The following is a 22,812-nucleotide window of genomic DNA, read 5'->3' as shown; positions in this document are numbered from 1 at the left end:
AGCCCTTCATCTTTCAATGAAGGGCTTACTATTATCATATAAAAAAAGCCTATCTAATTTCTTCCTCGATTTCCTCGATTACTTTTTCTACCTGAACCTTTACATCTTCTGAAGAAGCGTTAAAAGCATCGATCTTTGCCCTTACCTCTTCTTCGGTACCTTCAAACACCTGTTGCGAAACAGTTTCTTCCCCATTGTCGGTTATGGTAGTAATAACAACTGTGGCCTTGGTAAGCCCCTCGTTGTTCTTTTCCATTTTCACCTCTACTTGCTTCTCCGTGCTATTAGCAACAACTTCTGTAGATAATTTTTCTTCGTTATAAGCCGTTAACGTATCTCCGCTAAGTGCAATACTTGGCGCTATTACCAACGCCACGACCGACATTAATTTTAACAGGATATTCAAAGAAGGGCCAGAAGTATCTTTAAAGGGATCACCTACAGTATCACCTACTACAGCTGCCTTGTGGGCATCTGAACCCTTACGGCCATCACTCTCAATTGTTTTCTTCGCGTTATCCCAGGCACCGCCGGCATTGGACTGAAAAATAGCCATTAAGACACCACAAGTGGTCACGCCCGCCAACAGGCCTCCCAACATTTCAGCGCCTCCAATAAAACCAATAGCTACCGGCACTGCAATTGCCAACAACCCGGGCAATACCATTTCTTTAATGGAAGCTTGGGTAGATATCGCTACACATTTATCATATTCCGCAACCCCATCTGCCTCATCGAATATCTTTCGTTGTTCGGGTGTTGCCTTTGACATATCGGAATCTACAGCCCTCATTACTTCTAAGGCAGCTTTTAATTTTGGAATATCCCTAAACTGACGGCGCACTTCCTCGATCATCGCCATAGCTGCACGACCTACGGCATTCATAGATAAGGCGGAAAACACAAAGGGCAGCATACCCCCAATCAACAAACCGGCCATAACGGTGGGTTTAGAAACATCGATGGCCAGTACATTGGCCGTTTGCATAAAAGCCGCGAACAAGGCCAATGCAGTCAACGCAGCGGAAGCAATGGCAAAACCTTTACCGATGGCTGCGGTAGTATTACCTACAGCATCCAATTTATCCGTACGCTCGCGAACTTCACTTGGCAGCTCCGCCATTTCTGCAATACCACCTGCATTATCCGAAATAGGTCCGTAAGCATCTACTGCCAATTGGATTCCTGTGTTGGCCAACATACCCACTGCCGCTATTGCTATACCATAAAGGCCCGCAAAATGATGCGAAACCAAAATGGCGGCCGCAATCAATATTATAGGAAACATGGTAGACATCATCCCTACACCTAATCCAGCAATGATATTTGTAGCCGCACCTGTTTCTGACTGACGTACGATTGCATTTACCGGTTTTGTTCCCGTACCCGTATAATACTCAGTTACCTTACCTACCGCAAGACCGGCGATAAGACCGGCAAGCACCGCTATAAAGACCCCTAAGGAGCCGTACTCCACTCCTCCGAAAGTCCAAGTCTCCGGTAACATATTTGTGATGATAAAATAACAGGCCACCAACATTAAACCTGCAGAACCAAATTCACCTATATTCAATGCGGTCTGCGGGTTGCCCCCATCTTTTACTTTTACAAAAAAGGTACCAATAATGGACATTATTATGCCAACGGCGGCCAAAACCAATGGCAGATACACCGCCCCCAAACCATCAAAAGAATCTTGAAAAGCAGGAATTTGTGTAAAAGCTGCACCTAGCACCATTGTTCCTATTATAGAACCCACATAAGATTCGAACAGGTCAGCGCCCATACCGGCAACATCGCCAACATTGTCACCTACATTATCTGCAATAGTAGCCGGGTTTAAAGGATGATCCTCAGGAATACCAGCCTCTACCTTACCTACCAAATCCGCTCCAACATCCGCTGCCTTTGTATAAATACCACCTCCTACACGCGCAAATAAGGCTATAGAGGAAGCCCCCAAAGAGAAACCGGACAATACATTAAGTACCTCACCCAGCGCCCAACCTTGGCCACTGTATACCATGAATAATGTGCTTAAGCCCAATACGCCAAGGCCAACAACACCAAGACCCATTACCGCCCCACCGGCAAAGGCAACTTCCAATGCCTTGCCCAAAGACGTTCTTGCGGCCTGTGTAGTTCTAACATTGGCCTTTGTCGCAACTTTCATACCTATGAAACCTGCCAAAGCAGAACAAATCGCCCCTACAATGAAAGAGACGGCCACCATGCCATTTGAGCCCGTTTCATTGCTTCCTTTAAAAAATAGCAATATGGCAACTGCAGCCACAAAAATGGCCAAAATTTTATATTCAGCTTTCAAAAAAGACATTGCGCCATCGGCAATATTCTTGGCTATTCTTGCCATTTTGGCGTCACCTACTTCTTGTTTGGATACCCATCCGCTTTTAATAAAAACGTACAATAGTCCGAGTATGCCAAAGGCAGGTAAAAATTTTACGATTAATTCCATTTGATCAGTTATGTTTTATTGGTTTTTAACGGTAACTAAAGTAGTAAAATAGAACATAATAAAAAAACCACCCTTTTTATTAAAAAGAGTGGTTATATTTTATGGAATTATTGACTATATCGTAAAAGTTCGCTTCTTCTTATAATCACTATTATTATAGCGCTCAACGCATTCATGATATATTTTAACCGCTTCTTGGGCATCTCCCCAACCTCCGGTATCAACTTTCTTCTTCTCTAAATCTTTATATACCTTAAAGAAATGCTCAATTTCCTTTAAGCGGTGCGGATTTAAATCACTTATATCATGATTGTTACTCCAAATAGGGTCTGAGACCGGTACACAGATAATTTTCTCATCCGGTCCTTTTTCATCGGTCATATGAAAAACCCCAATAGGTCTTACTTCCATAACCACCATTGGGTATGTTGGTTCTGCACCCATTACCAAAACATCTAGCGGATCCTTGTCCAATGCTAAAGTTTCAGGTATGAAACCATAATCCCCAGGATACATCATAGATGAAAAAAGCATACGGTCGAAACGTATTTTATGCAGTGCAAAGTCGTATTCATATTTATTTCTACTTCCTTTTGGAATCTCGATTAAAACATCAAAAGTAATATCAGCTTTTTTTCCCATTTTTACGGTTTTATATAAAGCAACGAAGGTACAAAAAATGCAAGGCAAGAATTGTGCGATGACCAAAAAAAACAAGGCTTTTCAGCGAACAAATCCAAGCTTTTTAAAATTAAAAGGGAATAATTGACAATACCTCAAAAAATGAGTCTCAAGAATCAGAAAACAGCAATGAAACAAGATAAAAAATTAAGATTTCGACAATAATCTAGAAATTAAAACCAAAAGTACCCGTAACCCCAAAGCGTCTGGCATCTGGATTATCAAGATAGTTGCCCCTAAAATTAAAATCTATACGAAAAATCTTGAATATGTTTCCTACACCAAAAGAATACTCATAATAAATCTTTTCGGAAGGAGCCCTCAAAGGCGTATTTATAGAGGCGGGCGTACTCAAAGCTATATTATCATCCGACAAATCTCCCCATACCCCCCTTAATCCTATTATCTCTCTTAAATTCATCTTTCGCAGGAAAGGTATTCTAGAAAAGAGCCTTCCGTTAAAATTATGTTCTAAATGAACAGCGGCATAAGTATCTGTAACAAATTCATAAAAATCAAGGTTTGGAAAAGTACCGTAATTAGAGAAAAAAGTTTGGTTACCCGGAACCACGCTCAATAAGCCCAAAGGAACTTCTCCGAATGTCTTACCCAATTCAACAGTGCTCAATAACCTTCCAAATCCCCCCAATTGCCATGGTTGGCTGTATGAAAATTGTAATTTGCTATAGTCAAAATCACTGTCCATAATACCATCTATGCCCTTGGTATAATTCAACAGCAACGTACTATAGGTATCATTTACATCTCTTCTTTCCACCCCATAGCCAATCGTTTTTTTACCCGGTGTGTAAATGATCAGGGTATTAAAATCGAATTGACTTATTTCCGATGAAACACCCGTGGGCGCTTCCACATCAACATAATCCAGACTAAAATCATTGGGCAAGGCAGAACTCAAGGTTCTAAAAGTACCTCCGATAGAGACCCTAAAATTTGTAATCGGCTCCATTTCAAAACTTAAGGCACTAAGATTAATGTTCGTTAACCTATTATTGGCACCGACTGTCAATATAGAAGAAGACGCCACACTGCGACCCAATACATCGTTGGTGGCCGTGAGACTCACCCCTAATTGCTCAATATCCCTTCTGTTTCCACCTGAAACAATAAGTCTTGTTTTCTGATCCAATAAAATTTTACCACTAATTCCGTGCTTCACTTTTTTATCGGTAAACCCGTAGGCCGCATATCCTTCGATCCGCCAAAGATCGTTCTGTCCAAAATAGGTCCGCGCACCAAGCCGTACCCTCGGGCCTTCGGCATCGTTATAACCAAACACATCATATATATTACCAATATCAAGGTTCCATTTATCGACCTCTACGTAACCAGAACCTAAAATACTTACCAAATTATAGTACGATTTAAACTTTGGAACCGTTTTTAAAGTGTCCAATAATTCATAGATTCCGGCCTCATCTTTGTTCAAGGATTCCAACCTGTTCTTTTCCCAAAATTCATCGTCTTTTACAATAAGTTTTATGTCTAAGGGGTTTATTTCCTTTTTGTAAAACTCCTTCGGCTTTTTTTGATCAAAGACATAGTTGTCGTACACCGTAGTTCTTTTTCCGTAAACACCTCGCGATTCCTCTTTTTTCTGAAAGCTGAAGTCACTTAACATATAGTCTCTTTTGAGTAAGAACAAGGAATCGTTGACGACCTCAAAATCTTGTTCTATATAAATCTCCTTGACCCAGTTTATATTGGCACTTTTGGTTACTTGCAGATTGATGTTCTTTATGGCCCAGGTAGAATCGTTCACCCAAAAATCTCCTTTAAAAGTAAGCTCGTTCTTTCTTCTTGGGTAGTATACTATATTATAACACCATTTGTTGTCTATAAAAGCACTATCGCGCAAGGCATAATTATAAGTATCTATCCCTGTTCTTGACAAGGGACTCGTAAAACTCTTGTCAAAAAACTTCAGGTAATTATCATATATATCGTAGCTCTGGTATAGATCCTTAACAAAAGCTATAATAGCCTGATTGTTTTCGAAACCGGAGTTCTTGTTACCTAAAATATCCTCTTTTTCTTCCTTTAAAACGTTATCTCCGTATACCTTTGAAAAGGTTTCGTTTAAAAATATTGGAAGGTAGGTCTTACCCGTTATCCTGGAAGTATCTAAATCTTGAAAAACAAATTCCAGTCCCTTAAAAATCTTTTTCTTCATAAGGGCGCTATCAATGGTATTTAAATCGAACTCTACTTTTTCATATTTATCAAAAGCATATTGGTCGAATTTTCTAATACCGTTCTCTCGTTTTTTTGCCCATATTTTCTTTAGGATATCGACTGCCGGATTGTTCTTTTTTGATTGCTTTCCCGAAATTAAAACAACCTCGTTCAGCTGTTCGGCAGCTTCTAGAAGTTTAATTTCCATATCATAGGTCACAGAGGTAGCAAGTTCTATCTCTTGATTTTCGTAGCCCATAAAGGAGACCACCAACACCTGATAATTATTATCGGACTCCATATAAAACCGCCCATTATCGTTAGTTATGGTTCCTTCTGTCGAATTCTTAAAAAATACGTTGGCAAACGCTACGGGCTCTCCCCCCTCATCTACTACAACACCGCTTACCTTGGTCTGTGCGTTTATTACACCGACCAAAAACAATAAAAAATAAAAAAAAGGGTTCTTCATGAATTATATGGTTCTATAGAAGCCTCAGTACAAATAATGTACCAATAAAAAAAAGCTTCTTCAACATCGGTCGAAGAAGCTAAGATACTTTTACAAAATAAAATTACTATTTATATAAGACTTTTTTAACAGCCTTGATCACATCTTTATAGTTCGGCAACCACTCTTCCAACAAAACGGGAGAATATGGCGCCGGGGTATCGGCCGTATTGATTTTAACCACTGGTGCATCCAAATAATCGAATGCATGCGCCTGAACATGGTATGTTACTTCTGTAGAAACGTTACCAAAAGGCCAGGCCTCTTCTAAAACTACCAAACGGTTGGTTTTCTTGACCGATTTTAAAATAGCGTCATAATCCATAGGTTTTATGGTACGTAGATCAATGATCTCGCAACTAATACCTTCTTTCTCCAACTCATCGGCCGCTTTGTCCGCCTCCTTAATGATCTTACCAAAAGAAACAATGGTAACATCTTTACCCTCTCTACGAATATCGGCAACACCAATAGGAATGGTATAATCACCTTCCGGTACTTCTCCCTTGTCTCCATACATTTGCTCCGACTCCATAAAAATTACCGGATCGTCATCACGAATGGCCGCTTTTAAAAGTCCTTTGGCATCTGCAGGGTTCGAAGGCACTATAACCTTTAGACCCGGGCAGTTGGCATACCAACTTTCAAATGCCTGAGAGTGCGTCGCCGCCAATTGACCAGCTGAAGCGGTAGGTCCCCTAAATACAATAGGACACGGAAATTGACCACCGGACATCTGTCTTATTTTGGCCGCATTATTTATAATCTGATCTATGCCTACCAAGGCAAAGTTAAAAGTCATGAACTCTACAATTGGCCTGTTACCTGTCATTGTGGAACCTACGGCCACACCGGCAAACCCTAATTCAGAAATCGGAGTATCTATGACCCTTTTGGCTCCAAACTCGTCCAACATACCTTTAGAAGCTTTGTAAGCACCATTGTATTCCGCAACCTCTTCACCCATTAAATAAACGGACTCATCCCTACGCATTTCCTCGGACATGGCCTCCGCAATAGCTTCTCTAAATTGTAGTGTTTTCATATTAGTATGAATATTAGTCTTTATTTTTTCAATTGAAAGCACGCAAAAATAGGAAAATATATGTCAAATTAACTGCTGCTTCAATCAAAAAAAGTTATAAAATTTACTATGCATGCATAGTAAATTACAAATTTAATGGTTATCTTCGTTGCTATCATTTTAAAAGCATTTCATAAATGAAAATATTAGTTTGTATAAGCAACGTACCGGATACTACTTCCAAAATAAATTTTACGGATGGCGATACCAAATTTGACACCAATGGTGTACAATTTGTTATAAACCCAAATGACGAATTTGGCCTTACCCGCGCTATGTGGTTCAAAGAAAAACAAGGAGCCACCGTTCATGTAGCAACAGTTGGCGACGCCTCTGTTGAGCCGACCATAAGAAAGGCATTGGCCATCGGAGCTGATGAAGCGATAAGGATCAATACAGAACCTACCGACGGTTTCTATGTTGCCGAACAGCTGGCAAAAGTTGTAAAAGATGGGGGTTACGACCTTGTAATCTGTGGCAGGGAGTCCATCGACTACAACGGAGGCATGGTACCTGGTATTTTAGCTACCCTGACAGAAATGAACTTTATAAATACCTGTATCGGCCTAGAAATCGAAGACAACAAAGTTACTGCAGTTAGGGAGATCGATGGCGGAAAAGAGACCTTGAGCTCATCACTACCCTTGGTCGTTGGCGGACAAAAAGGATTGGTACAAGAAAGTGATTTGCGCATTCCTAACATGCGCGGCATTATGATGGCCAGAAAAAAAGCACTAAATGTTGTAGAACCTGTAGATGGCATTAAGGCGACAGCAGACTCGAAATTTGACAAACCAGCACCAAAAGGAGCTGTGAAACTTGCAAACAGTGTTGACGAATTAGTAGACCTTCTCCACAACGAGGCCAAAGTAATCTAAGGTTCAAAAACAAAAAAAACAAAAGACAATGTCAGTAATAGTATATACAGAATCGGAAAACGGAAAATTTAAGAAAAATGCTTTTGAGGCCGCCTCATATGCAGCCGAAGTAGCCAAACAACTTGGCACCACGGCAACCGCAATTGCCATTAACTCCGAAGAAAACGAAATTTTGGGAGACTATGGAATTTCAAAAGTCTTACATGTAAAAGACGACTCTTTAAAAACATTTAATGCCAAGGCTTATGCCGAAGTTGTGGTAAGCGCACTGCAAAATGAAAGTGCAACTACGGTAATTCTTAGCTCTAGCGCTGATGCCAAGTTCATGGCCCCAATTTTGGCAGGAACACTTAAAGCAGGTTACGTACCCAATGTAGTGGCCGCACCAGACAGCACCCAACCTTTTATAGTAAAGAGAACTGCGTTCAGCAACAAAGGTTTTGCGCATACCGAAATAAAAACAGAAAAGAAAATCATTGGTGTTTCGAACAACGCCTTCGGTACCGTTGAAAACAAGGTAGATATCGCCGTAGAAGACTTTAACACCAATATTAAAGAAGATGCCTTTGAGATAAAATCCATAGAAATAGACAAAGTAGTCGGAAAAGCCACTATTGCAGATGCCGACATCGTAGTTTCTGCCGGGCGTGGACTTAAAGGACCCGAAAACTGGGGAATGATCGAAGAGTTGGCCGATGTGCTCGGCGCTGCTACCGCTTGCTCTAAACCGGTATCCGATTTAGGTTGGCGGCCACACGGTGAGCATGTTGGACAAACAGGAAAACCGGTAGCCAGCAACCTTTACATTGCCATTGGTATCTCTGGAGCCATTCAGCACCTTGCTGGTGTAAGTGCATCGAAAACAAAAGTCGTGATCAATAACGACCCTGAAGCCCCATTCTTTAAGGCCGCAGACTACGGTATTGTGGGGGATGCATTTGAAGTTGTACCACAATTGATTGAAAAATTAAAGGATTTTAAAGCCCAAAACAGCTAAAATTTGTTAATTTGTGCCCCACTAAGGGCTGTTCAAATAGTTGGTGCCCCAAGTGTTTGAACAGCCTTTTTTAGTTAAAAAAACTTATGAGTCTAGTACGATTGAAAATTAAAGGGATTTCTTACAGCCAAACACAAAATGGCGCATACGCCCTTATTTTAAATGAAGTAGAGGGAGACCGAAAACTACCTATTGTCATCGGTGCATTCGAGGCGCAATCCATTGCCATTGCCTTGGAAAAAGAAATAAAACCCCCAAGACCCCTGACCCATGATTTATTCAAAAATTTTGCAGACCGCTTCGATATTATCGTAAAACAGGTCATAATACATAAATTGGTCGATGGTGTTTTTTATTCCAGTATTATATGTGAGCGAGACGGTATTGAAGAAATTATAGACGCAAGAACCAGTGACGCCATTGCATTGGCACTTCGTTTTAATGCCCCTATTTTTACGTACAAGACCATTTTGGACAAGGCCGGAATTTTCTTGAAATTTTCCAATAAGGATGAAAACGAAAAGAAAGAAAACGACGAAAGTATCGTTGTGGACGAAATCTTGCAAGAAGGGGAAACCGTAGAAATAGATTCTGGCGCCAACGATGGTTATACCGAATTGAGTATCGATGAACTTGAACAAGAACTCAAAAAAGCGGTCAACAATGAAGATTATGAAAAAGCAGCAAAACTAAGGGATGAAATATCCAAAAGAAATTAAAGGATAAACGCTCTCCCATGAAAAACACCAAATGGCTAATAGCCCTATTAATTATAGTACCATTATCAATATTTGCACAATCTGTAGATTCTACGGAAATTATTGCAACTACCGTTGACACCACTATCTTAAATGATGTTGCCACTAGTGAAATTGCAACCGTACCTAATGAAGGTTTCTCCTTAAACAGTTTATGGAGAGGAGCATTAGGGATGTCGGTATTACTACTACTGGCTTATTTATTTAGTTCTAATAGAAAAGCAATTAATTGGAAAACCGTAGGAGTAGGACTTTCTTTGCAGATATTAATAGCAATAGGGGTATTAAAAGTTCCTTTTGTACAACTTATTTTTGAACAAATAGGAAAAGTCTTTGTTAGCATTCTAGAGTTTACACGGGCAGGGAGCAAATTCTTGTTCGAAGGCCTGGTAGTCGACACCGGCACCTTCGGTTACATTTTTGCCTTTCAGGTATTACCTACCATTATTTTCTTTTCGGCCCTCACCAGTCTGCTGTTCTACCTTGGCGTTATACAAAAAGTGGTAAAGGCATTGGCGTGGCTTTTGTCTAAAAGTTTGGGTATTTCAGGACCTGAGAGTCTTTCTATTGCCGGAAATATATTTCTTGGACAGACCGAAGCTCCTTTATTGATAAAAGCATATCTAGAAAAAATGACCAAATCAGAGATCCTATTAGTCATGATCGGCGGTATGGCTACTCTTGCCGGTGCAGTTTTAGCTGCTTATATCGGATTTTTAGGTGGTGAAGACGAAGCATTACAACTACTCTTCGCCAAACACTTACTGGCCGCATCGGTCATGGCAGCACCCGGAGCCATCGTAATATCTAAAATGTTATATCCACAAACTGAAGAAGTAAACAGTGATATTCATGTATCTTCTGAAAAAATTGGCGCCAATGTATTGGATGCCATATCAAATGGAACTACCGAAGGCTTAAGACTAGCAGTGAATGTTGGCGCAATGCTTTTAGTCTTCGTAGCCATTATCGCTATGGTTAACGGTATTCTAGAATGGACAGGAGACTTAACCCACTTAAATAGCTGGATTGCCGAAAACACGTCATATCAAAAGTTTTCTTTGGAAGCTATTTTAGGTACCATCTTTGCACCCTTAATGTGGTTGATAGGAGTAGCAAAGGAAGATGTTATGTTGATGGGACAACTATTGGGTATTAAGTTGGTAGCAAGCGAATTTGTAGGATATATACAACTTGCGGAATTAAAAAATACGGCTACTTTACCGTATTTAAAATTTGATAAGTCAATTATAATGGCAACCTATATGTTATGCGGTTTTGCCAATTTTGCATCCATAGGTATTCAGATCGGCGGAATCGGCTCACTAGCCCCAAGCCAACGAAAAACACTTTCAGAATTTGGAATGAAAGCGGTACTAGGAGGTTCTCTTGCCTCATTGCTTTCCGCTACCATAGCCGGTATGATTTTAGGTTAATAACCTTTTGATAAAATACCATTCTTAAAGATACATTTAAGCCACTCTTTTTCTACTTTAGCACCTCTACTGCTGAAGAAGAAAAATGAAACAATATCACGATTTATTAAAGCATGTTTTAAAGGAAGGAAACCAAAAAGGCGACCGTACAGGAACCGGAACTAAAAGTGTTTTTGGATACCAAATGCGATTTGATCTCCAAAAAGGATTTCCATTGGTTACCACAAAAAAACTACACCTAAAATCAATTGTTCATGAATTATTATGGTTCTTGAAAGGTGATACTAATATTAAATACCTACAAGAAAACGGTGTACGTATATGGAACGAGTGGGCCGACGAAAATGGTGATTTAGGGCCTGTTTACGGACATCAATGGCGAAATTGGAACAATGATGAAATTGACCAAATAAAAGAAGTCGTACATTCTTTAAAAACCAACCCCGATAGTAGAAGAATGCTCGTTTCTGCATGGAACCCAAGTGTTTTGCCGGATACCTCAAAGTCTTTTTCAGAAAATGTGGCCAACGGAAAAGCGGCCTTACCTCCATGCCATGCTTTTTTTCAGTTTTATGTTGCCGATGGCAAATTATCTTGTCAATTATACCAACGTAGCGCAGATATTTTTTTAGGAGTACCTTTCAATATTGCTTCTTATGCCCTATTTACCATGATGATGGCACAAGTATGCGGATACGAACCAGGTGATTTTATCCATACTTTTGGAGATGCGCACATCTACAACAATCATATGGAGCAAGTAGAGCTGCAGCTAAGCAGAGAACCTAGACCGTTACCAAAAATGGTTATCAACCCAGAAATAAAAGATATTTTCGATTTTAAGTTTGAAGATTTTACTCTATTGGATTACAATCCACATCCACATATAAAAGGTGTGGTTGCGGTATAACATACACTTTAGATAAAAGCTATAACAAAATAAGGGAGAAAACATGTTTTCTCCCTTATTTGTTCAGGTTTAAATTATTTTACAATTCGAGTACAGCGTTCTCTGAACCGGCATAATCGTTCCACTGATAACGATCTGCTTCCGCCTCGTTAACATAGGTACCATCTACAATATATTTAAACTCGTAAGAACCTTCTTTTGGTAGATCAAAGGTTCCCTTAAAAGTTCCGTTCTTTAATTTTTTTAAACTGCTCTCCTTAGGACTCCAGTTATTAAAGTCACCAACTACGGCAACTTTTTTAGCATCTTTTGCTGGTACTGTAAAAGTAACTTTACATACCGGTTTGGTTTTCAAATATTGTTTTGCAATTGCCATGGCTTCAGTTTTTAAATTCTAAACAAAACTAACACATTAATACACTCATTGTCAATGCTTAATGTCATTTTTATCATTTTAATAAAAATTTAGCTTCATTTAACTTTGGTATGAAAATTTTATCTTTCTTTTATCAGAACTAAACAATATCTATTTTGCTGTTTTTAAGATTTTTACAACCGATTCTAGGTCATTTTCATTGTTATAAAAATGAAATCCAAGTCTTACTCCATTACCCCTTTGGGCACACACAACATTATTCTTTACTAACTTTTGAAAAACACCCTCATCAACCTTGATATTGAATATTCCGCTATGCCCATCCCTTTCAACTATATGTTGTTCCAACAAACCTAAACCAATAAATGCCTCTTTAGCCTTTTGCGACAAAAATTGATTTTGTTCTGTAATCTTGTCCATTCCGATATTTTGAAGATATCGTATAGAAAAATTAAGACTTCCGAAATTAAGACTGGACAAATGACCGGGTTCAAACCTTTTGGCAAATCGTACATGGTCCCTATTGTCAAAATTGCCATCAGCGGCATTAAAACCAATGGTATTTACCGAGCACTCCGCTATTACCCGATCCGAAAACATCATAAACCCATTACCGTAACCAGAGAGCAACCATTTGTATGCACTTGCCCCAAGTACATCTATTCCTGAGTTTTCAAAATCGAAGGTCATGGTGCCGCAGAACTGGGTACCATCGGCTATAATCAATACATCTGGATGAGCTTGTTTTAAATGCTTGATGAAATCCAAATTTATTAAAAACCCATCCAACCATTGAACTAGGCTAAAAGCTAAAACATCGATATGATCTTTCTCTATGGCCGCTTCGATATCAGCTTCTATCTCCGCTCCCATTTTAACATATGAAATATGGAATTTTCTATTTTCAAATGCCCAATTAACCGAAGGATAGTCATTTTCGAAAAGCAAGACTTTTTTTCGGACGTCGATACCTTCCAATAGGGTATTAAGGCCGATTGAAAAATTATTGACCAATGCAACATTGTCCTTTTTACAATTGAAGAAATTACCAACATTGGCTCTGGTATCGGCTATTACCTGCAGGGTCTTCTCGCGCATTTCGCTCCCGTGCAATAAAAAATCCAAATCATGTTCTTGCCGCCAATCTATCAACGAGTCGTACAGAGGTCCATATACCGCAGTATTTAGATAAACACCTTTTCTTAAAACGGGAAACTCTTTTCTAACTTTTTCCATTCTCTCTCTTTAACAGGTATGCAATTTGTCATATTTTAAATTATATAACATATACTATCAGTTTTGCCTAAAGATAGTTATAGCTATCTTCTTTTGGTCTACTTTTTGTAATATTGAAAAAAAGATTTAGTGAATACAATTACCATGATAGCCGCAGCCGCGGAGAACAACGCATTAGGAAAAGACAATGATTTACTTTGGCATTTGCCAGACGACTTTAAACGCTTTAAACGTTTAACCACCGGGCATAAAATTATTATGGGAAGAAAAACCTTCGAAAGTTTTCCTAAACCCCTACCCAACAGAACCCATATTATCATTACACGAGATAAAAACTATAAAGTTGATTGGGACAACTGCCTTGTAGTAAATTCACTTGAAGACGCCCTGGAAATGATTTCCTACGAAGATGCATTTATTATAGGAGGAGGCGAAATATATAAGCAAGGGGAGCAATATTCAAATGTCATTGAGCTTACAAGAGTACACGCTTCTTTTGAGGCGGATACCTTTTTTCCGGAAATAGATCAAGATATCTGGAAAATTGTTCATGAGGAATACCACCCAAAAGATGATAAGCATAAATATGATTTCACATATATTACCTACAAAAGGAAGAAATAAGCCTAAGCTAAACGGCACTAAAAATCTAGATAGTCTACCCGTACATACTCTGTAACATTTTCAACAAACCGTTGTAGTATTTCCTGTTCGGCATTGGTAAAAAACTGATGTTTCCCGTTCAACGATACATTGTTCAGTATACTTTCCTTTTCTAATATAGTTTTTGTTTGCCTGGCCACTGCTTGCCCAGAATCTATGATTTTAACTCCCTCTGGTAGAATTCGTTTTAACACTGGAACCAAATATGGATAATGGGTACACCCCAAAACAAGGTAATCTATTCCCCTATCCAACATAGGATCTATAAATTGTTTTAGCAAAGAAACGGTGGTTTCACTATCCAATTCGCCCTTTTCGATCAATTCTACCAATCCTTTGCCTTCCCGCTCAACAATTTCGATTCCTTCCGCATGGTTTTGTGCGGTACTGTGAAAAAGAGCACTGGTCAACGTACCCTTGGTCGCCAAAATACCAACCGTTTTGGACTTTGATTTTAAAGCTGCCGGTTTTATGGCCGGTTCAATACCTACAAAAGGTACATCGTATGTATTTCTTAAATAACCTATGGCATTAGTGGTAGCCGTATTACAGGCTACCACTATTATCTTACAATTCTTCTTTAAAAGAAGTTCTGTGTTCTTAACACTCAACTCAATTATTTCATCTGTAGTTTTCTCTCCGTATGGTGCATTTATGCTATCCGCAAGATAGATGCAGTTTTCTTTTGGTAGCAAATATTGAATCTCTTTCCAAATAGAAGTACCACCTACTCCCGAATCAAAAATACCTATTGGGCGTTCGTTCATTGTGTTTTTACTGCTCTAACACCTCAACAATAGGCTCACCAGTTGTTCCGTTCGGAAAGGCAATACCCAATAAAGATGAAATAGTGGGGGCTATATCCGGAATCTCGGTACGCTCAACAGTACTCCCTTTTTTTATTCCTTTACCATAGAACAATAATGGGGTATGTGTATCATAAATTTGTGGAGAACCATGCGTAGAACCCGTTTTTGAATATGTTATGGTTCCTGGCTTTAAAACCAACAATACATCTCCTGAGCGTTTTTGGTTGTAGCCATTTTGCAAAATGTAAGGTATGCCCGATGTGTAATTGTTCTGCCACATTTGATAACCGGTATAAACCCTATCCACATAATCATAGCTTAAAAATTCTTTCGCTATATCTTCTTGTACTTCCCTAACTTCCAGGTCAAGGTTATTTATGATCTTATGATCCAGAAAAATCTGATAGTTAGAAAAGTTCTTGACGATATCCTCTGTTCCGTACTTGTACTTTAAAAAGTTGGCGAACTTTTCTTTGGTAGAATCATTATCTACATAACCTGCCGGTATTTTAATGGATTTAAGGTAAGCAGGTACATTAACAGCGGCATGATCGGCAGTTAAAAACACTGTATATTCACCTTCACCCACGTTTTTGTCCAGTGCTTCAAAAAGTCTTGCCAAATCCTTATCCAACCTAACATAGGTATCTTCTATCTCTTTCGAATTGACTCCGAATTTATGCCCTACGTAATCTGTACTAGAGAAGCTAACAGCCAAAAAATCGGTAATATCATCTTTACCCAATTCTTCTTGTTTTAGTGCCTCAATGGCAAAATCGGCCGTTAAACTATTACCAAAAGGTGTACTTTTTATAATGTCATAATCTTTGTTCTTGTTCAACAATTCCTGAGGGTTATGAGGAAATGTTGGTGAAGTTTCACCTTCGAACAAGCCTTCGAACACATTGTTGTCGCTACCACTTTCGGTATAACTACTGATATCCTTTAATGTGGTCCATGCCTTTTTATACGACCCGGCAACACCAGAAGCATTAAAATCAATTACCCATTGTGGTAATTTATCCATATAGTAACTACTACTTATCCATTTTCCTTCATCTGCACCATGAAACCAATATGCCGCATTGGCAGCGTGCCCTGCCGGTAAGATAGCCCCCCTATCTTTTAAGGCGATACCTATTGTTTTTCCTTGCATCTGGGTGTGCAAACGCAATTGATCGGTAATCGTAGTCACTTGCATACGGTGCGGAGACATTTTACCCGCATCGGAAGTAGTACCTACAGAAGCATAACTGTCATCGGAAGCACAATACACCTCTACATCGTTCTCCTTATCATACCAATTGTTACCTATGATACCATGAGTTGCAGGCGTTGTGCCCGTGTATACGGATGCATGCCCCGGACCTGTACTTGTAGGAGCATAGTTATAATGGTTGTTCTTACAATTAAACCCATTTTCCATCATCCTTTTAAAACCTCCCTCATCATCGTACTGATCATAAAAGCGAGTCAAATAATCATAACGCATTTGATCTACGATAATACCTACCACAAGCTTCGGGTTGCCTTTTAAAGCACTATCGTCCTTTGCCTTCGCCTTACGTTGCGAAAACCCGGATATAATTGAAAAAAAAGTAACTAATACTGCTAAAATCGGTAATCTGAAATTCGTACTCATGCTTAAAATTTTGAAGTGTAAAAGTAAATAAAATCCCCCTTAATAGTTTAAATAGAAGTTAAATCAAATCGTTTATTGTTATTTTTACCGTAAGAAATCTATTTTTAATACATGAACTATTTAGCGTCTATTGGCAGCTATGCAATTATGATCCGTGAGGTTTTCAAAAAACCTACGAAATGGCGCATAATGAAATCGTTGATTTTAAAGGAAATAGATGAACTTGTTTATGGGTCTTTGGGCATCATCATTTTTATCTCTTTCTTTATTGGCGCGGTGGTTGCCATACAAACGGCATTGAACTTGACCAACCCTATTATCCCCAGAAGTCTTATCGGTTTTGCCACCAGACAATCGGTCATTCTAGAATTCGCCCCTACTTTCGTATCTATAATCATGGCCGGAAAAGTAGGTTCTTATATTACCTCTAGTATTGGCACCATGCGGGTAACAGAGCAAATCGATGCTCTGGAAGTTATGGGGGTAAACTCTTTGAACTATCTGGTATTTCCAAAAATAATAGCGATGCTCTTCTACCCTTTTGCCATAGCTATTTCTATGTATGTTGGTGTTTTTGGCGGTTGGATAGCAGGTGTCTTCGGAGGGTTTCTTACAAGTGCCGATTTTGTATCTGGGCTACAAACAGATTTTGTCCCCTTTCATATTGCCTATGCCTTTATCAAAACCTTGATCTTTGCCTTCATTATTGCTACCATACCTTCTTTTCACGGTTATTACATGAAAGGTGGAGCCCTAGAAGTAGGTAAGGCCAGTACCACCTCGTTCGTTTGGACCAGTGTGGTAATTATAATATTGAACTATTTACTAACGCAACTTTTATTGGGCTAATGATCGAAGTAAACGATATTCATAAATCTTTTGGTGATGCCCATATTCTTAAAGGTATTTCAACCACCTTTGAAAACGGAAAAACCAATTTAATAATAGGCCAGAGCGGCTCTGGTAAAACAGTCTTCCTGAAATGTCTTTTAGGACTGTTCTCTCCTGAAAAAGGATCTATTGTTTATGATGGAAAAACATATTCTAGCCTAACAGAAAAAGAAAAAAGAGCGTTACGGCAAGAAATGGGAATGGTGTTTCAAGGCAGTGCCCTCTTTGATAGTATGACCGTGGAAGGAAATGTTAAATTTCCTTTGGAAATGTTCACCAACCAATCCAAATCTGAAATGGAAGACCGGGTTAACACCGTATTAAAACGTGTAAACCTTGTAGACGCCCATCATAAATTCCCCGCCGAAATTTCTGGAGGTATGCAAAAGCGCGTAGCCATTGCAAGGGCTATTGTAATGAACCCCAAATATCTTTTTTGCGATGAGCCAAATTCTGGTCTAGATCCAAAAACCGCCATTCTTATAGATAACCTAATAAAAGAGATAACCGAAGAGTTCGACATCACCACCATTATCAATACGCACGATATGAACTCCGTGATGCAAATAGGCGAAAAAATTCTTTTCTTAAAAGATGGCCTTAAGGAATGGGAAGGCACAAAAAATGAAATTTTCAAAACCGATAACGAAGCCGTTACCAATTTTGTTTATTCATCCGATCTTTTCAAAAAAGTGCGCCAAATGTATATTGAAGAGCGAAATTAATCCGCTATTACTTCTTTTACCTGAATTTTATTATTGTTAAGACGAAGTTTTAACCATTCCTGCAATTTTTTCACATCCTTTTCGGTCTGATATCGTTTGGCCTGTTTCTTCCAGGTAACTTCAAAAACGGGTATCGTATCGGTCTTTTCAAAATCGGTAGAAATCAAATAGGAATACCCCAACCTTGACAAGTTTTCATAGTTGGCTTTCGCCTCTTGACTAATTTCGCCAAATGGAATTTGCCACTTGGTTCTTTCCTTCATTTTTGCCAATTCAGATTCTAAAAAGGCAATTTGATCCTCTTTGCTGGATAATTGGTTTTTTTGCGACTCATACAACTCGTTTACATACTTGAGCTGATCCACCTCGTCATTCTGTCCACCTTGGATAATTTGCAACTCCGTATTCTTGAGCCTTGGGTCTTCCATAAGCTTGGCCCGCCATGTTTCGATTACATTATCGGGTATTGCCTCACTCCCCATAAAAACTACAGCTATAAGCGAATTTTCACCGTGATTATATTCCAAGTCCGTAAAATCCTTTAAAAACCTACCTTGTCCCGAAAATTTATAGGGAATTATATTTTCAGCAATAAACTCATTTGCCTGTTTTTTAAACAATGATTCTTGCAAGGCATCCCAAAAAGTGATTCCTGCCGGAATCATCACAGCTATGGCCACGGCCGAAGCAAGCCTGGCTATCAACCTTCTCCTTTGAGAATTGACATAGCGCACCATAGGAAAACGCAACAACTTTATTACCAAAAACGTAGCCATGGCTATGAAAATGGTATTGATCGTAAATAGGTACATGGCACCACTGGCGTAGTCCCAATTACCGATAGCCAATCCGAACCCAACGGTGCACAGAGGAGGCATCAATGCCGTTGCAATGGCCACCCCAAAAATAACACTGGCAATGGTTCCTTTTTTTGCCCTCGCTATCACAAGGGCCAAACCACCAAAAAAGGCGATCAGTACATCGCGTATATCCGGGGCCGTTCTTGCCAATAGTTCAGAAGACTCATCCCTAAGCGGAAAAAATTTAAAAAAAAGGAAAGCAGTGAGAACACTAAGCACCACCATCACCCCAAAGTTTTTTAACGACCTCTTTAATGTGTCAATATCATTAATACCTATAGAGAGGCCTATACCTAAAATAGGCCCCATTAAGGGTGAAATTAACATGGCACCGATAACCACTGCGGTAGAGTTGGCATTTAAACCAATAGAAGCTATAAAAATAGAACATATAAGAATCCACGACGTATGGCCTTTAAAAGGTATATCGGCGATTATGGCCTCTTTGGTCGCTTCTTGATCGGTATTGGCCCTTATGTCCAACAATTCCAAAAGAAACTTCTTTATACTCCCCAACAGGCCCCAAAAGTCCTTTTTTACCTCTTCACCACTATCCGTTGGCTTCTCACTAGGTGTAATATTATCTTGATCTAATTTTTCTTGCATACCTATGCGTACTTGTTACCAAATTTGTCCTTTACTTTGTTCAATACCTTTTTTATATCTTGTTCTTTGGTTTTCGGGTATATCAAAAGTACATCTTCTTTATCTACAATTATATAATCTTTTAAACCATCGACCACAACAATTTTATCCTTAGATGTTCTGATCATATTGCCGGTAGCATCTTCTGGCAGCAACTGTGCATTCACTACCGCATTCCCGGTACTGTCTTTATCCAATTTATCAAAAAGAGATCCCCATGTACCCAAATCGTTCCAATCAAAGGTAGCGGCCAGCACATAAATAGCTTCCGATTTTTCTAGAATTGCATAATCTATAGAAATATTTTCGGCCTTTGGGTAGTTTTCAGCTATAAACCCTGTTTCCTCTTCCGAATTTAAGCAAGCTAATCCATTTATAAAAATTTGATATTGAGCAGGTTGGTAATTTTTAAACGCATTTACTATGGTCTTTACACTCCACATAAATATGCCCGCGTTCCATAAAAAATTACCCTGCACCAAAAACTCCTTTGCCGTTTCATAGTCAGGTTTCTCCCTAAATTGATTTACCTTCTTAACCTCATCGGTATCTTCCTTATCATATTCTATATACCCAAACCCCGTATTCGGAAATGTTGGTTTTATACCCAAAGTACACAACACTTCTTCTTTTTCGCATTTATCAAAACATGTAACAACATCTCTCGCAAAGGCATCCTCATCTTCTATCCAATGGTCACTTGGGGCTACGATCATTACCCCATTTGGGTTCATTTTCTGGATTTTCAAAGCTGCATATAGAATACAGGGCGCCGTATTTCTCATAGCAGGTTCTAACACTACCTGATCCTGTTTTACCATTGGTAATTGTTCCAACACCAAATCATTATAGCGCTCGTTGGTCAAAATCAAGATATTTTCTGTCGGAATGAACTTATTAAGTCGTTGAAACGTTTTTTGAATAAGTGTCTCACCTGTTCCGAGCATATCGTGAAATTGTTTTGGGTATTCCGACGTACTTATCGGCCAAAATCTGGAACCAACTCCACCTGCCATTAACACTGCGTAATAATTTTTATTCATTTTTCAACTATTTATAAGTTCAACCACGGCATTGGGTTGAAAAAGATACATTTTTCCTGTATTCAACTCTATACATTCATATCTTTTTACCCTTTTATTTCCTTTTTTGAACAACTTTCCGTTGTAAATCTTAAAAATGCTACCAATGGGTAACTCAAAAACGTATGTTTTCTTTTCTTGTTGTTCATCAAACTGTTGCAAAGCTACGGACAACATTGCATCGGTACTGCTACTTGCCTTCGGATTCCTGAAATGTTTCGCTAAAAGGGGTAAAAGTTTCGATGGAAATATTTCTGGCCGTATAAAAGGAAGCATCAAATATTGAAACGTCTTCTTCCACTCAACACCATGTGGTTTAATATGTCTGCCATACTTTTTAAATGCTACCAAGTGTGCAATTTCATGAATCAAGGTTATTAGAAACCGGTATTTATTAAGGGTGGCATTTACTGTTATCAGATGTTTTCCATCTGCCAGCCTTCTATAATCACCATGTCTGGTAACCCTCTCATTAACTATTTTCAAATGAACCTCATTTGTTCTAATAAGCTCCATACAGGACGAAGCGGCCCGTTCCGGTATATATTTTCGAAGAACTTCTTCCATTACTGCAAAAATACCTGAAAAAATATTATCTATTTGTTATTAAACAACGATTATAGTACTATTGATACCATATTCATTAATTATGAGGAAGTATTTTTTTACCCTAATTTTCTTGGCAATCGTTAGTTGCTCTCCTAAACTGTTCAACAAAAAATGGACAGAAGAAATTTCGCCATTACATTACAAAGTTCAATTCGAAACCTCAAAAGGGACCTTTGAAATAGAGGTAGACCGTAAACTTTCACCACAAGCGGCGGATAGGTTTTATCAACTCGTTAAGCATCGTTATTTTGACAATCAACTATTTTATAGGGTGAACCCAGGTTTTGTAGCTCAGTTTGGCAGTAGTGACTCTACAAGCATAAACAATTGGAGCAGTGTAAAAGTCCCCGATGAAAAGGTTGTTCAGGGCAACACAATGGGGACAATAAGTTTTGCGAGAAGCGGTCCAGAAACCAGAGCAACCGACCTCTTCATAAACCTAAGTGATAATGAACGCCTGGACACCATATTTTATAATGATGTAAAAGGCTTCCCTACTTTTGGAAAAGTTACCAAGGGAATGGATGTTGTCTCTTCTTTATATTCCGGTTACGGAGATAAGACAATGGGCTCCCTTGATCTAATGTACTCCAACAAGTCCGATTTTATAAAAATGTTCCCCAAATTGGACACCATACACAAAGCTGTTCTATTAAAATAACTCTATGGCGTTGAATTGGAAACCTGAATCAATTTACCATTAAAAAGCTGATTGCCGTTTAGCGCAAAATCTTTGATGTAACGTGCCATTTGTTCTGGAGTTGTGGGCGCCTCATACCCAGGAAAAGCCTCTTCCAACATTTCGGTCTGTACGGCACCCAATGCCAAAACATTAAAGGATGGCCCGGTTTCTTTATATTCCTCCGCAAGCAATTCTGTAAGTGTTATTACGGCTCCCTTACTGGAACTATATGCCGAAAGCCCCGGAAACTTAACACTACCCTGTACACCGCCCATAGAGCTACAGGTAATCACATGCCCATTTTTGCCCATCAACGGGATTACTAATCTTGTAATTGCCGCTACCCCAAAAACATTGACCTCATAAACTTCCTTAAATTCTTTAATCGAGGTTTCGGAAAACGGTTTGTTCAATAATTTGCCTGCATTGTTGATTAATATATCCACTTCTTGCCACTCTTTTTCAAGAAAGGCCCTAAGTGTATTCAAATCATCCTCTTTTGAAATATCAAAAGGAAAAGTTCGAATATTTTTATTCCCTAAATCCTTTATAGGTCTTTCATTTCTGGACAATGCCAATACCTCATGGTTTTCATTGGCGAACAATTGTGCCATTTCAAAACCAATGCCCCTACTTGCACCTGTTATTATTACTTTGGCCATTAT

21 protein-coding genes are annotated in these 22,812 nt (G+C 39.0%); 9 read left to right on the top strand and 12 right to left on the bottom strand.

The window, feature by feature from the left end; translation table 11 throughout:
- Positions 1-49 precede the first annotated feature (49 nt).
- The 4 genes from AB657_RS16990 to AB657_RS16975 form a co-directional block, all read right to left on the bottom strand.
- Positions 50-2,476: a sodium-translocating pyrophosphatase gene (locus AB657_RS16990; protein WP_047247589.1), complete on the bottom strand. Its 2,427-nt coding sequence runs from the start codon at positions 2,474-2,476 to the stop codon at positions 50-52.
- 114 nt (positions 2,477-2,590) lie between these two features.
- Positions 2,591-3,118, bottom strand: coding sequence for an inorganic diphosphatase (locus tag AB657_RS16985; RefSeq protein WP_047247588.1), 528 nt, complete (start codon positions 3,116-3,118; stop codon positions 2,591-2,593).
- 205 nt (positions 3,119-3,323) lie between these two features.
- Positions 3,324-5,825, bottom strand: a complete 2,502-nt coding sequence (locus AB657_RS16980; RefSeq protein WP_047247587.1) for a DUF5686 and carboxypeptidase-like regulatory domain-containing protein — start codon at positions 5,823-5,825, stop codon at positions 3,324-3,326.
- Between the two features lie 106 nt (positions 5,826-5,931).
- Positions 5,932-6,921, bottom strand: coding sequence for a pyruvate dehydrogenase complex E1 component subunit beta (locus AB657_RS16975; RefSeq protein ID WP_262493357.1), 990 nt, complete (start codon positions 6,919-6,921; stop codon positions 5,932-5,934).
- Positions 6,922-7,085: 164 nt separating this feature from the next.
- Here AB657_RS16975 and AB657_RS16970 point away from each other — a divergent pair, with 164 nt between their 5' ends.
- The 5 genes from AB657_RS16970 (at position 7,086) to AB657_RS16950 (ending at position 11,927) form a co-directional block, all read left to right on the top strand.
- Positions 7,086-7,826, top strand: a complete 741-nt coding sequence (locus tag AB657_RS16970; RefSeq protein ID WP_047247585.1) for an electron transfer flavoprotein subunit beta/FixA family protein — start codon at positions 7,086-7,088, stop codon at positions 7,824-7,826.
- Positions 7,827-7,854: 28 nt separating this feature from the next.
- Positions 7,855-8,823 (top strand): electron transfer flavoprotein subunit alpha/FixB family protein, encoded by a 969-nt coding sequence (locus tag AB657_RS16965; RefSeq protein ID WP_047247584.1) that lies wholly within the window; start codon positions 7,855-7,857, stop codon positions 8,821-8,823.
- A gap of 86 nt (positions 8,824-8,909) precedes the next feature.
- Positions 8,910-9,542, top strand: a complete 633-nt coding sequence (locus AB657_RS16960; protein WP_047247583.1) for a bifunctional nuclease family protein — start codon at positions 8,910-8,912, stop codon at positions 9,540-9,542.
- Positions 9,543-9,559: 17 nt separating this feature from the next.
- Entirely contained in the window at positions 9,560-11,017 is a 1,458-nt protein-coding gene (locus AB657_RS16955; protein WP_047247582.1) for a NupC/NupG family nucleoside CNT transporter, read from the top strand.
- A gap of 85 nt (positions 11,018-11,102) precedes the next feature.
- Positions 11,103-11,927 (top strand): thymidylate synthase, encoded by an 825-nt coding sequence (locus AB657_RS16950; RefSeq protein ID WP_047247581.1) that lies wholly within the window; start codon positions 11,103-11,105, stop codon positions 11,925-11,927.
- Between the two features lie 79 nt (positions 11,928-12,006).
- On the opposite strand, the gene AB657_RS16945 is transcribed toward AB657_RS16950, so the two are convergent.
- Positions 12,007-12,303 (bottom strand): isoamylase early set domain-containing protein, encoded by a 297-nt coding sequence (locus AB657_RS16945; RefSeq protein WP_047247580.1) that lies wholly within the window; start codon positions 12,301-12,303, stop codon positions 12,007-12,009.
- A gap of 150 nt (positions 12,304-12,453) precedes the next feature.
- A complete protein-coding gene (locus AB657_RS16940) occupies positions 12,454-13,539 on the bottom strand; it encodes an aminotransferase class V-fold PLP-dependent enzyme (protein WP_047247579.1) in 1,086 nt (361 codons plus the stop codon).
- 144 nt (positions 13,540-13,683) lie between these two features.
- On the opposite strand from AB657_RS16940, the gene AB657_RS16935 reads away from it, so the two are divergent.
- Positions 13,684-14,163 (top strand): dihydrofolate reductase, encoded by a 480-nt coding sequence (locus AB657_RS16935; protein WP_047247578.1) that lies wholly within the window; start codon positions 13,684-13,686, stop codon positions 14,161-14,163.
- A 17-nt stretch (positions 14,164-14,180) separates the two neighbouring features.
- Here AB657_RS16935 and murI read toward each other — a convergent pair whose 3' ends face one another.
- Positions 14,181-14,969: a glutamate racemase gene (murI, locus tag AB657_RS16930; RefSeq protein WP_047247577.1), complete on the bottom strand. Its 789-nt coding sequence runs from the start codon at positions 14,967-14,969 to the stop codon at positions 14,181-14,183.
- A 7-nt stretch (positions 14,970-14,976) separates the two neighbouring features.
- The gene (gene pafA / locus AB657_RS16925) at positions 14,977-16,653 is read right to left on the bottom strand and encodes an alkaline phosphatase PafA (protein ID WP_047247576.1); all 1,677 of its coding nucleotides are present in this window, start codon (positions 16,651-16,653) and stop codon (positions 14,977-14,979) included.
- A gap of 111 nt (positions 16,654-16,764) precedes the next feature.
- On the opposite strand from pafA, the gene AB657_RS16920 reads away from it, so the two are divergent.
- Together AB657_RS16920 and AB657_RS16915 are read left to right on the top strand one after the other, a co-directional pair.
- On the top strand, positions 16,765-17,502 hold the full coding sequence (locus tag AB657_RS16920; RefSeq protein ID WP_047247575.1) for an MlaE family ABC transporter permease: 738 nt from the start codon (positions 16,765-16,767) through the stop codon (positions 17,500-17,502).
- Complete coding sequence (locus AB657_RS16915; protein ID WP_047247574.1) at positions 17,502-18,269, top strand: ABC transporter ATP-binding protein; 768 nt, start codon at positions 17,502-17,504, stop codon at positions 18,267-18,269. The genes AB657_RS16920 and AB657_RS16915 overlap by 1 nt, the downstream gene beginning before the upstream one ends.
- On the opposite strand, the gene AB657_RS16910 is transcribed toward AB657_RS16915, so the two are convergent.
- The 3 genes from AB657_RS16910 to AB657_RS16900 are packed head-to-tail and all read right to left on the bottom strand — an operon-like array spanning position 18,266 to position 21,423.
- Complete coding sequence (locus AB657_RS16910; protein WP_047247573.1) at positions 18,266-19,735, bottom strand: DUF389 domain-containing protein; 1,470 nt, start codon at positions 19,733-19,735, stop codon at positions 18,266-18,268. The genes AB657_RS16915 and AB657_RS16910 overlap by 4 nt on opposite strands.
- A gap of 2 nt (positions 19,736-19,737) precedes the next feature.
- Positions 19,738-20,817, bottom strand: a complete 1,080-nt coding sequence (locus tag AB657_RS16905; protein ID WP_047247572.1) for a mannose-1-phosphate guanylyltransferase — start codon at positions 20,815-20,817, stop codon at positions 19,738-19,740.
- Positions 20,818-20,820: 3 nt separating this feature from the next.
- The gene (locus AB657_RS16900) at positions 20,821-21,423 is read right to left on the bottom strand and encodes a SprT-like domain-containing protein (RefSeq protein WP_047247571.1); all 603 of its coding nucleotides are present in this window, start codon (positions 21,421-21,423) and stop codon (positions 20,821-20,823) included.
- Positions 21,424-21,505: 82 nt separating this feature from the next.
- On the opposite strand from AB657_RS16900, the gene AB657_RS16895 reads away from it, so the two are divergent.
- Positions 21,506-22,126 carry a peptidylprolyl isomerase gene (locus AB657_RS16895; RefSeq protein ID WP_047247570.1) on the top strand — a complete coding sequence of 207 codons (621 nt, stop codon included), beginning with the start codon at positions 21,506-21,508 and terminating at the stop codon, positions 22,124-22,126.
- Positions 22,127-22,128: 2 nt separating this feature from the next.
- On the opposite strand, the gene AB657_RS16890 is transcribed toward AB657_RS16895, so the two are convergent.
- Complete coding sequence (locus tag AB657_RS16890; protein WP_047247569.1) at positions 22,129-22,809, bottom strand: SDR family NAD(P)-dependent oxidoreductase; 681 nt, start codon at positions 22,807-22,809, stop codon at positions 22,129-22,131.
- Positions 22,810-22,812 lie beyond the last annotated feature (3 nt).

Source organism: Maribacter thermophilus, assembly GCF_001020565.1.
GTDB classification, from domain to species: domain Bacteria; phylum Bacteroidota; class Bacteroidia; order Flavobacteriales; family Flavobacteriaceae; genus Maribacter; species Maribacter thermophilus.
This window is presented reverse-complemented; position numbering and strand designations above follow the sequence as displayed.

Coding starts and splice junctions, on each gene's coding strand:
- AB657_RS16990 (WP_047247589.1), bottom strand. CDS start 2,476: ATGGAATTAATCGTAAAATTTTTACCTGCCTTTGGCATACTCGGACTA.
- AB657_RS16985 (WP_047247588.1), bottom strand. CDS start 3,118: ATGGGAAAAAAAGCTGATATTACTTTTGATGTTTTAATCGAGATTCCA.
- AB657_RS16980 (WP_047247587.1), bottom strand. CDS start 5,825: ATGAAGAACCCTTTTTTTTATTTTTTATTGTTTTTGGTCGGTGTAATA.
- AB657_RS16970 (WP_047247585.1), top strand. CDS start 7,086: ATGAAAATATTAGTTTGTATAAGCAACGTACCGGATACTACTTCCAAA.
- AB657_RS16965 (WP_047247584.1), top strand. CDS start 7,855: ATGTCAGTAATAGTATATACAGAATCGGAAAACGGAAAATTTAAGAAA.
- AB657_RS16960 (WP_047247583.1), top strand. CDS start 8,910: ATGAGTCTAGTACGATTGAAAATTAAAGGGATTTCTTACAGCCAAACA.
- AB657_RS16955 (WP_047247582.1), top strand. CDS start 9,560: ATGAAAAACACCAAATGGCTAATAGCCCTATTAATTATAGTACCATTA.
- AB657_RS16950 (WP_047247581.1), top strand. CDS start 11,103: ATGAAACAATATCACGATTTATTAAAGCATGTTTTAAAGGAAGGAAAC.
- AB657_RS16945 (WP_047247580.1), bottom strand. CDS start 12,303: ATGGCAATTGCAAAACAATATTTGAAAACCAAACCGGTATGTAAAGTT.
- AB657_RS16940 (WP_047247579.1), bottom strand. CDS start 13,539: ATGGAAAAAGTTAGAAAAGAGTTTCCCGTTTTAAGAAAAGGTGTTTAT.
- AB657_RS16935 (WP_047247578.1), top strand. CDS start 13,684: ATGATAGCCGCAGCCGCGGAGAACAACGCATTAGGAAAAGACAATGAT.
- murI (WP_047247577.1), bottom strand. CDS start 14,969: ATGAACGAACGCCCAATAGGTATTTTTGATTCGGGAGTAGGTGGTACT.
- pafA (WP_047247576.1), bottom strand. CDS start 16,653: ATGAGTACGAATTTCAGATTACCGATTTTAGCAGTATTAGTTACTTTT.
- AB657_RS16920 (WP_047247575.1), top strand. CDS start 16,765: ATGAACTATTTAGCGTCTATTGGCAGCTATGCAATTATGATCCGTGAG.
- AB657_RS16915 (WP_047247574.1), top strand. CDS start 17,502: ATGATCGAAGTAAACGATATTCATAAATCTTTTGGTGATGCCCATATT.
- AB657_RS16910 (WP_047247573.1), bottom strand. CDS start 19,735: ATGCAAGAAAAATTAGATCAAGATAATATTACACCTAGTGAGAAGCCA.
- AB657_RS16905 (WP_047247572.1), bottom strand. CDS start 20,817: ATGAATAAAAATTATTACGCAGTGTTAATGGCAGGTGGAGTTGGTTCC.
- AB657_RS16900 (WP_047247571.1), bottom strand. CDS start 21,423: ATGGAAGAAGTTCTTCGAAAATATATACCGGAACGGGCCGCTTCGTCC.
- AB657_RS16895 (WP_047247570.1), top strand. CDS start 21,506: ATGAGGAAGTATTTTTTTACCCTAATTTTCTTGGCAATCGTTAGTTGC.
- AB657_RS16890 (WP_047247569.1), bottom strand. CDS start 22,809: ATGGCCAAAGTAATAATAACAGGTGCAAGTAGGGGCATTGGTTTTGAA.